Source organism: Paucihalobacter sp. (assembly GCF_036825875.1).
In the GTDB taxonomy this organism is placed as follows: Bacteria; Bacteroidota; Bacteroidia; order Flavobacteriales; family Flavobacteriaceae; genus Paucihalobacter.
In genome coordinates this window covers 54408-62962 of record NZ_DAISXK010000014.1, presented here as the reverse complement: position 1 = coordinate 62962, position 8555 = coordinate 54408, and the positions used below count along the sequence as shown (strand labels likewise).

Annotated in this window: 4 protein-coding genes; 1 reads left to right on the top strand and 3 read right to left on the bottom strand. The window is 36.1% G+C overall.

Annotated features, from left to right (window positions below; genetic code table 11):
- A partial coding sequence (locus tag V7Z48_RS06150; RefSeq protein WP_334112522.1) for a Mur ligase domain-containing protein occupies positions 1 to 242 on the bottom strand: 242 nt, incomplete at its 3' end.
- A 182-nt stretch (positions 243 to 424) separates the two neighbouring features.
- Positions 425 to 1384, bottom strand: coding sequence for a tetratricopeptide repeat protein (locus tag V7Z48_RS06145; RefSeq protein WP_334112521.1), 960 nt, complete (start codon positions 1382 to 1384; stop codon positions 425 to 427).
- A gap of 284 nt (positions 1385 to 1668) precedes the next feature.
- Between V7Z48_RS06145 and V7Z48_RS06140 the strand changes: the two genes are divergently transcribed.
- Positions 1669 to 7749: an alpha-2-macroglobulin family protein gene (locus V7Z48_RS06140; protein WP_334112520.1), complete on the top strand. Its 6081-nt coding sequence runs from the start codon at positions 1669 to 1671 to the stop codon at positions 7747 to 7749.
- Here V7Z48_RS06140 and V7Z48_RS06135 read toward each other — a convergent pair.
- On the bottom strand, positions 7739 to 8506 hold the full coding sequence (locus V7Z48_RS06135; RefSeq protein WP_334112519.1) for a hypothetical protein: 768 nt from the start codon (positions 8504 to 8506) through the stop codon (positions 7739 to 7741). The two genes, V7Z48_RS06140 and V7Z48_RS06135, sit on opposite strands and share 11 nt — an antisense overlap.
- Between the last annotated feature and the right edge of the window lie 49 nt (positions 8507 to 8555).

The window sequence follows — 8555 nt, the reverse complement described above, 5'->3', positions numbered from 1 at the left end:
TTTATCAATTCAGGATTATCGGCTTTGGCGTGCATTCCTAAAACTACAGCATCTAAGCCAGAAGTAATTTTATCTGGAAACCAACCAAACATTTCTGGTAATAATCCCCGCGCTGCAAGTCTTGATTTTGAGGGTTCAAAAATTTCATCGTCGCTTCCTGAAATATTATATCCTTTCTGTTGTAAAGCCAAAGCCAAATTGTGCATGGCGCTACCGCCAATGGCAATAAAATGTACGTTCATAGGGTTGAATTGTGTTAATCAAAGATACTTGTTTTGATAACACATTTGTCGTAATTATTGAGGAAAATGAGGTGAAAATCCTGAGCCCGCGTTAGCGATTGAACGGTATGTTTGAGCGCCTCGCCTAAAGCGAGCGCGAGTAGTGAAAGCGCGGTAAGCGCCTAAGCGCGCAAACGCCAGAATCAAAATAATTGTAAAATGCTTAACTTTTCTTCTTGAAAGACTTCATTATTAGGCATTTCTGATAGAGCCAAATTCACATATTTTAATGCCTTCGTCTTATCTTTTTTATGTTTATGAATTTGTGCAAGCCTGAAGTTTGCCCAGGCTATCGGCACACCATCTCGCGCTGTATGTTTTTCAATGTAAGTGTTAAGACACTCCTCACCTTTATCCAAATGTAAATTATACTCAGCACAAACGCGACCCAGTTGATAGTGCAAAGAGTTGCGCTGATGTTTATCTAAACTGGTTTGAATTGTTGCAATGGCCTTTTCTGGATTTTTTTGTTGTTGGTAAAATTTACTCAATTTATCGTAACAGGTTAACGAACCGCCAATATCTACGGACATTTTGTAATATTTCTCGGCTAATTCTGGATCTTTAGTGTACTCATAAAAATAACCCTTTGCCATATAGCCGTCAACTTTAGAGATGTTTTCTAACTCGTTGGCATAGCCATAAGCCTTTTTGTTACTCCCACCCAAAATTCCTGGAAGTTGCAAATACATTTCAACCAAAGCCCAGCGTGTTTCTATGTGGTTTGGATCTAATTCAGCGGCCTTAAGAAATGCGTCTTTAGCATCACCAACATAATTTAGAGCTTTTAATTTACTGACTGATAAAATTTTCTTTGCCAACGAACCACCATATTTGTAATGGTAGTTTGCATTATTGGGTTGTTGCGTGGTTAATTTTTTATAAATCTGAATAGCTTCGTCCCAGTTTTCTTGATGGGCAACCGAATCGCCATAAAGTTCCAAAGCATGTAAATTGTTCGGATTGTTATTTGAAAAGGACGAAATTAAAATTTCGGCTTTTTTATACGATTTATTAGAAATCAACTGCTGAACTTTAACAATAGTAGATTCTTGCGACCAACAAAGGCAGGGCAGCATTATAATAAAAAACCATTTAATCATATAAAATTTTTCGATTTGAACTTGGTAAACTTACGGCTTTAAACCTTAACTTTAAAACACAATAATATCGCGTTTACGAATCCAAAACACCTCTTTACTCAATAAATGTGCCTTGTAGGTTAATTTTGAATTTTTTGGAACGCATTTTGACTATAACTTTGTATTCAATTCTTTTAGTATGTAGTGTCTGTTAAAAAACTAATTAAAGTAGTTGTAAATCAAGTATTCTCTTTTAAGGCTGATGTGATTTTTAGACATTTCATAAAAAGATAACATTATAAACCATGAAACATTTCGCCACACTATTTACGATAGTCCTTTTTGCTAATTTCTCTTTTGGGCAATCTGAAAACTACACCGCTTTATGGCAAGAGGTAGCAAAATACGAAGACAAAGGCTTACCTAAATCAGCGTTAGAAGTGATTTCAAAAATTTCGGCTTTAGCTAAAAAAGAAAATAACGCAGCGCAAGTTGTTAAATGCTTGATCTACGAAAGTAAATATGCTTTAACGCTAGAGGAAGACGCGCAGCTGAGCATTATTGAAAATTTTAAATCCGAAATAACCAAGAGCCAAGCACCCACAAAAAACTTGCTAGAGAATTTAATGGCAACCATGTACTGGCAATATTTTCAATCTAATAGATGGAAGTTTTACAATAGAACTGCAACAGCAGAAAAAGATTCGGATGATTTTAGAACTTGGGATTTAGAAACCTTATTTAATGAAATTCATAAGCTGTATCAAAATTCTTTAGACCATGCTCCGATTTTACAACAAACGCCATTGGCTAATTATGACGAGTTATTGATGAAAGGTGAATTCTCAAAGCGTTACCGACCAACCTTATTCGATTTGTTAAGTTATAACGCATTACAATTTTACGAAACTTCCGAAAGCAGTATTAACCGGCCTTCGTATCAATTTAATATTGAAAACCCCGAATTACTTACTGAAGCTAAGAAATTTTCCAGTTTAAATATCCAAACAAAAGACAGTTTATCACTTCAGCTCAATGCAATCAAAATTTATCAGCAGCTTATCGCTTTTCATTTAAAAGATAAAGAGCCGTTTGCATTGGTTGACGCCGACATCAAGCGCTTGAATTTCGTGTACCAAAATGCCGTTTTTGAAAATAAAGACACTTTTTTGGAAGCAACTTTAAAAGCTTCCGCTGATTTGTATAAAACCGATGTTTCAGGATTATACCATTTTGAAATGGCATCACTCTACTATAAACAAGGTAAAAAATTCGACATCGACACCAATACAGAGGTGCAATGGCAACTAAAAAAAGCCTTAGAAATTTGCACCACTATTAGCCATGATTTCCCAAACAGCATCGCTTCTGGAAAGGCTGAGATTTTAAAAACGCAAATTCTTAAACCAGAATTACAAATTACTGCCGAGCAGTTTTTACCTATTCAAAAACAGTCATTTGTGTTGTTGCGCTATGCTAATATTCAGAATCTTGATTTCAAAATTTTTAAAATCAGCAATGCCCAATTAGAGCTGTTTAATAAAATCTATAAAAAAGAAGAACAATATCAGTTTTTATTGAATCTAACTGCCACGGAATCTTGGCAGGTAACGCTTCCTACAAAAAATGATTATCAAAATCACAGTACCGAAGTGGTGATGCCTGCCTTAAACAATGGTCATTATATACTTTTTACGCAACAAGCTAATAATAGCGAAACTTTCGGATTTACTACCATTCAAGTAAGCGATATGGCATTACTGTCAAAATCCAACAACATATCCGAAACACTTCAGATCATCAATAGAAATAACGGCAAACCTTTACCGGGCGTAAGTTTGGAAATTTCATATCAGGAAAAATACAATGGTCCTTTTATTAATAAATCATTCGTAACCGACCAAAACGGCGAAGTTTCCATTCAAAAAAGTAAATCTCGCTACCTTAATTTAAGTGTGACTACCAAACTCAATAACGAAACGGCACATTTTGGTGGTCTATACATCAATCAACAGAATTCTAGTAAGGAAAATGAGATTGAATACAAGGCATTTTTATTTACCGACCGCAGCATATACAGACCAGGACAAGTCGTTTATTTTAAGGGTATTGTTATTAAAAATAATAACGGGAAATCTGAAATCGTAACCAACCAAAAAGTTGAAGTCATATTGTACGATGCCAACTCACAAGACCTTAAAACGCTTGAGCTCAAAACAAATGAATTTGGTTCTATTTCTGGTGAATTCATATTACCACAAAGCGGACTTACTGGTGAATTTGAAATAGAAATTGAGGCCGACAATATCGAACTTTTCAATAACGTATATATATCAGTTGAAGAATACAAACGTCCAAAATTTGAAGCCAAATTTAATCCTGTTACTGAATCCTACCGCATTAACGATAGCATCAGTTTGAAAGGAAATGCCATGGCTTACGCCGGAAGTAATATCACCAATGCAAGCGTAGCTTATCGTGTAGTTAGAACAGTTCAATATCCGCGTTGGTATTCTTGGAAAAGAATGCCAATATATAGTCAGTCTCAAGAAATTACTTATGGTGACACTAAAACCGACGCGGAAGGGAATTTTGAAATTAAATTCAAAGCCATTCCAGACGAATCCGTCGATAAAAAAGGAAACCCAATTTTTACCTACGAAATTACAGCCGATATTACCGATCTAAATGGCGAAACAAGAAGCGCAACCACAACAGTGAATGTTGGATACCATGCGATGACAGCCACTATCAGAATTGCAAGTCAGTTAGACAAAAACGATAATGATCATCAAATTACTATAAATACAAGAAACCTCAATGGTGAATTCGTAGCAGCCGCTGGTACCATAAAAATTTACAAACTGAATGCATCAGGGCAGGTTTTAAGGTCAAGACCATGGACTGCACCCGATTTACCGATGTTGGACGAAACAACATTTAAAAAATTATTTCCACACGACGCTTATAATAATGAACACAACCCAAAAAACTGGAAGCTAGGTAAACTTGTTTTCAAAAGTGATTTCAATACTGCAAACGCTAAAGAAATAAAACTGGGCAATTTAAAAAAATGGGAATCTGGTACCTATATCGTGCTTCTGGAAAGCGAAGATAAATTTAATCAAGTGGTGAAAGATGAAACCCAGATGACACTTTACAGCGATGACGACAAAACTGTTTCTGATCAAACTTTGTTTTCGGCCAATTTTGATAAATCGAGTTATCAACCAAAAGATGTCGCAGTAATAAGCTTTGGTTCTGCTACTAACTTGACGGTGACTGTTGACGTTGAAAAAAACGAAAAAATTGTAAATACCTATATCATTCCGCTTGATAATCACAAAAAAAGTATCGTCATTCCAATACACGCCGACGATGTCGGAGGCTTTACCGTTCATTACAGTTATGCGGTTTTCAATAGTTTTGAAAGTGGAACCTTGAACATTTCAGTACCATATCCTAAATCAGACTTAGAGATAGAAACCTCGGTTTTTAGAGATAAATTACAACCAGGAACCGACGAAACTTGGCAATTTAAAATAAAAGGTCCAGAAGGCGAAAAAGTAAGTGCCGAGCTTTTGGCTAGTATGTACGATGCGTCTTTAGATCAATTTAAAATGCACCAATGGCAATTTCGTCCTATACAAAATCCCGTTTATTACAGTTATTCAAAACGAAATAATATTGGCAGTTTCGGTAATAAATCGTTCATGGTTTATCTACCTAGGGTGGGTACAGCTTATCCGCATCAGCAATATGATCAGATTAATTGGTTTGGGTTTTATTTTGGGATCAATAGAAATAACATGAATTACAGAGTCAAGGGAAATGAATCTATGATTATGGCAGTTCAGGATGTTGCTTCTCCAGAAATCGATGATAATGAAACCTTTCTAGATCAGGTAGTAGTAACTGGTAACGAAATCGTTGACAATGATTCAATCCCGGAAAATGTAAACAGCTTTGAAGCTGATGTTCAAAACGAAAACTTTGAAAACATCAAAATCCGCAAAAATCTACAAGAAACCGCCTTTTTCTTTCCGCATTTACAAACCGATGCAGAAGGAAATATCAGTTTTAGTTTTACAACCCCTGAAGCCTTAACGCGTTGGAAATTGCAATTACTAGCGCATACAAAAACCTTAAAAAATAGCACCAAAACCTTAGAAACGGTTACGCAAAAAGAACTGATGGTGATCCCCAACGCACCACGATTTTTACGTCAAGGTGATGACATTAATATCAGTACTAAAATTGCCAATTTAACCGATAAGACTTTAACTGGTCAAGCGGTACTGCAATTAGTGGATGCCGTTACAGGAAAAGATATTACCCAAAGCTTGATTAAGAGTATTACAAATTCTCTCCCTTTGGGTGAGGTGTCCGAAGGACAGAGTGGGCTATTCAGTGTGGAAGCGTCAGGCAACACAGAAATAACTTGGAGTTTGCGCATACCCGATAATATCGATGCCGTGCAATATACTGTTATTGCAAAATCAGGGGAATTTAGCGATGCCGAGCAAAATGCTTTACCTGTATTATCAAACAGAATGTTGGTAACCGAAGCCTTACCTATGTGGGTTAGAAGTAACGAAACTAGAACCTTTACGCTTGATAAACTAAAAAACAATACCTCAACTACTTTAAAACACCACCAGCTCACTTTAGAAATTACATCCAATCCTGCTTGGTACGCCTTACAGGCACTACCCTATTTAATGGAATATCCTTACGATTGTAACGAACAGATTTTCTCCCGCTTTTATGCCAACGCTTTGGCAAGTCATATAGCGAATTCCAATCCGCGTATTAAAGAAGTTTTTGAGCTATGGAGAAATTCGGACGCCTTGATTTCTAATCTTGAAAAAAATCAAGAGCTAAAATCTATTTTAATTGAAGAAACACCTTGGTTACGTGATGCGCAAAGTGAAAGCGAACAAAAGAAACGCATCGCTTTACTTTTCGATTTAAATAAAATGAATAGCGAATTGCAAAAAGCGCAACGCCAACTCCAAAACAACCAAATGTCTAACGGCGCTTGGGCATGGTTTGAAGGTGGAAAACCCAACCGCTACATCACCCAGCACGTCATAACTGGATTCGGACATTTAAAAAAATTAAGCGTTACCGAAAACTCCTTAGAAGAGGCTACGATTACAAAAGCCATCAATTATTTAGATACTGAATTTGTTGAAGAATATAAAAATCTTACCAAATACAGCTCAAAAGTAGATTTATCAAAAGATCATTTAAGTGCTATGCAGTTGCATTACTTGTACATGCGAAGTTTCTTTCCGGAGGTCGCAAAAAGCCAAGAAGTGCAACGCATCACAAATTACTATCTCACTCAAATAAACAACTATTGGTTGAACAGACCATTATACGCAAAAGGTCTGATGGCCGTGATTTCACACAGAAATGACAACGCAAATCAAGCTCAAAAAATCTTGAAATCTCTAAAAGAAACCGCCATTGTGAGTGACGAATTGGGTATGTATTGGAAAGAAAATACAGCCTCTTGGCATTGGTATCAAGCACCTATTGAAACTCAGTCCTTGATAATTGAAGCCTTTTCTGAAATTGATAATATTAGCAAAAACAATGGAACCACTATAGACAATCTTAAAATTTGGTTGCTCAAACACAAACAAACCAATAGTTGGAAAACTACCAAGGCCACAACTAAAGCCATTTACGCTTTATTGTTGCAAGGAAGTGATTGGCTAAGTATAACAGAAGCCGTTGAAATTATGGTTGGTTCTCAAAAAATAGAACCTTCAAAGCTAGAACATGTTAAAGTTGAAGCCGGTACAGGCTATTTTAAAACCACATGGAATGCTTCTGAAATTGCACCAAAAATGTCTGAAGTCACTTTAGCCAAAAAAGGTGAAGGTATCGCCTGGGGAAGTTTATACTGGCAATATTTTGAAGATCTAGATAAAATCACCAAAGCGGAAACGCCCTTAAAGTTAAACAAAAAACTATTTTTAAAATCTAATACTGATAAAGGCGAAGTCATTACCGAAATCGACGACAGCACCAGTCTAAAGGTTGGCGATTTAGTTCGCGTTAGAATTGAATTGAGAAGCGATCGCGACATGGAGTTTATACACATGAAAGATATGCGTGCGGCAGGTTTAGAACCTGTGAATGTGTTATCACAATACAAATGGCAAGACGGACTTGGCTACTACGAGGCTACAAAAGATGCTTCAACCAATTTCTTTTTTGACTTTTTACCAAAAGGGATTTATGTATTTGAATACGATTTAAGAGTCAATAATTCTGGAAATATGAGTAATGGTATTACCACTATTCAAAGTATGTATGCGCCAGAATTTAGTAGTCATAGTGAAGGCATAAGAATAAAAGTTAATCCGTAAGTTCTGGATCTGTATTATACTCGGCTTCGTCTAAGTTGCGCTCTTTTATGGCTTTATTTTCACAACGGCTGCAAAGATTAGTAATGTTTTTAAGTTCTCTTGACTGCGCCACGGTACCTTCAAATATTTCGGAAGTTTTGGCTGTATTGATATAGGAACAATCAATAAATAAATGATACACTGTTCCCGACTTAGTCCAATAAACATTATTGGCGCCTTGGTTAAGCCATTCTACTTTATTAGTTTGCTCGGTGTATTGTTCTATTGATGGCGGATTAAAATCGATACCTGTAACTCCTGCTATTAACAAAGCCAAAACGGCAATACCACCAACAATTCCCTTTTGTTTACCATCCATATTTTTATTGGTAAAAATTAAGATGATAAGTGGTAAAAATGCAATGATGGCAACGACGAGCCCAAGTTGATTCTGCATAAAAAATTTAAACTTATTCTCTTCTGAAGCTGGATCTAAACGATTTGATTTTTTCCAAAGAATAGAACCGATGACCACAAATATCAAATCAACCACAATTAAAACAATGAGCCATGTCATGTTTATAGGGTCTTTAAATAATAATGAAATAGCAACGAGTTGGGCTGCAACGGCAACAACCCATGAAATAATAGCGATTAAACGCAATCTATTGGCTTTACCTTTGGCTTCATCTGTTGGAACAAATGTGCGTGATTGAACATTTTCTGAAGCACCTTCAGATACTTTTGTGATTTTCTTGTTTGAGTTGTTTGTCTTCATTGTGTTGGTGGGTTAGAATGATGACTAAGATAATAATTTTAGCTAATTA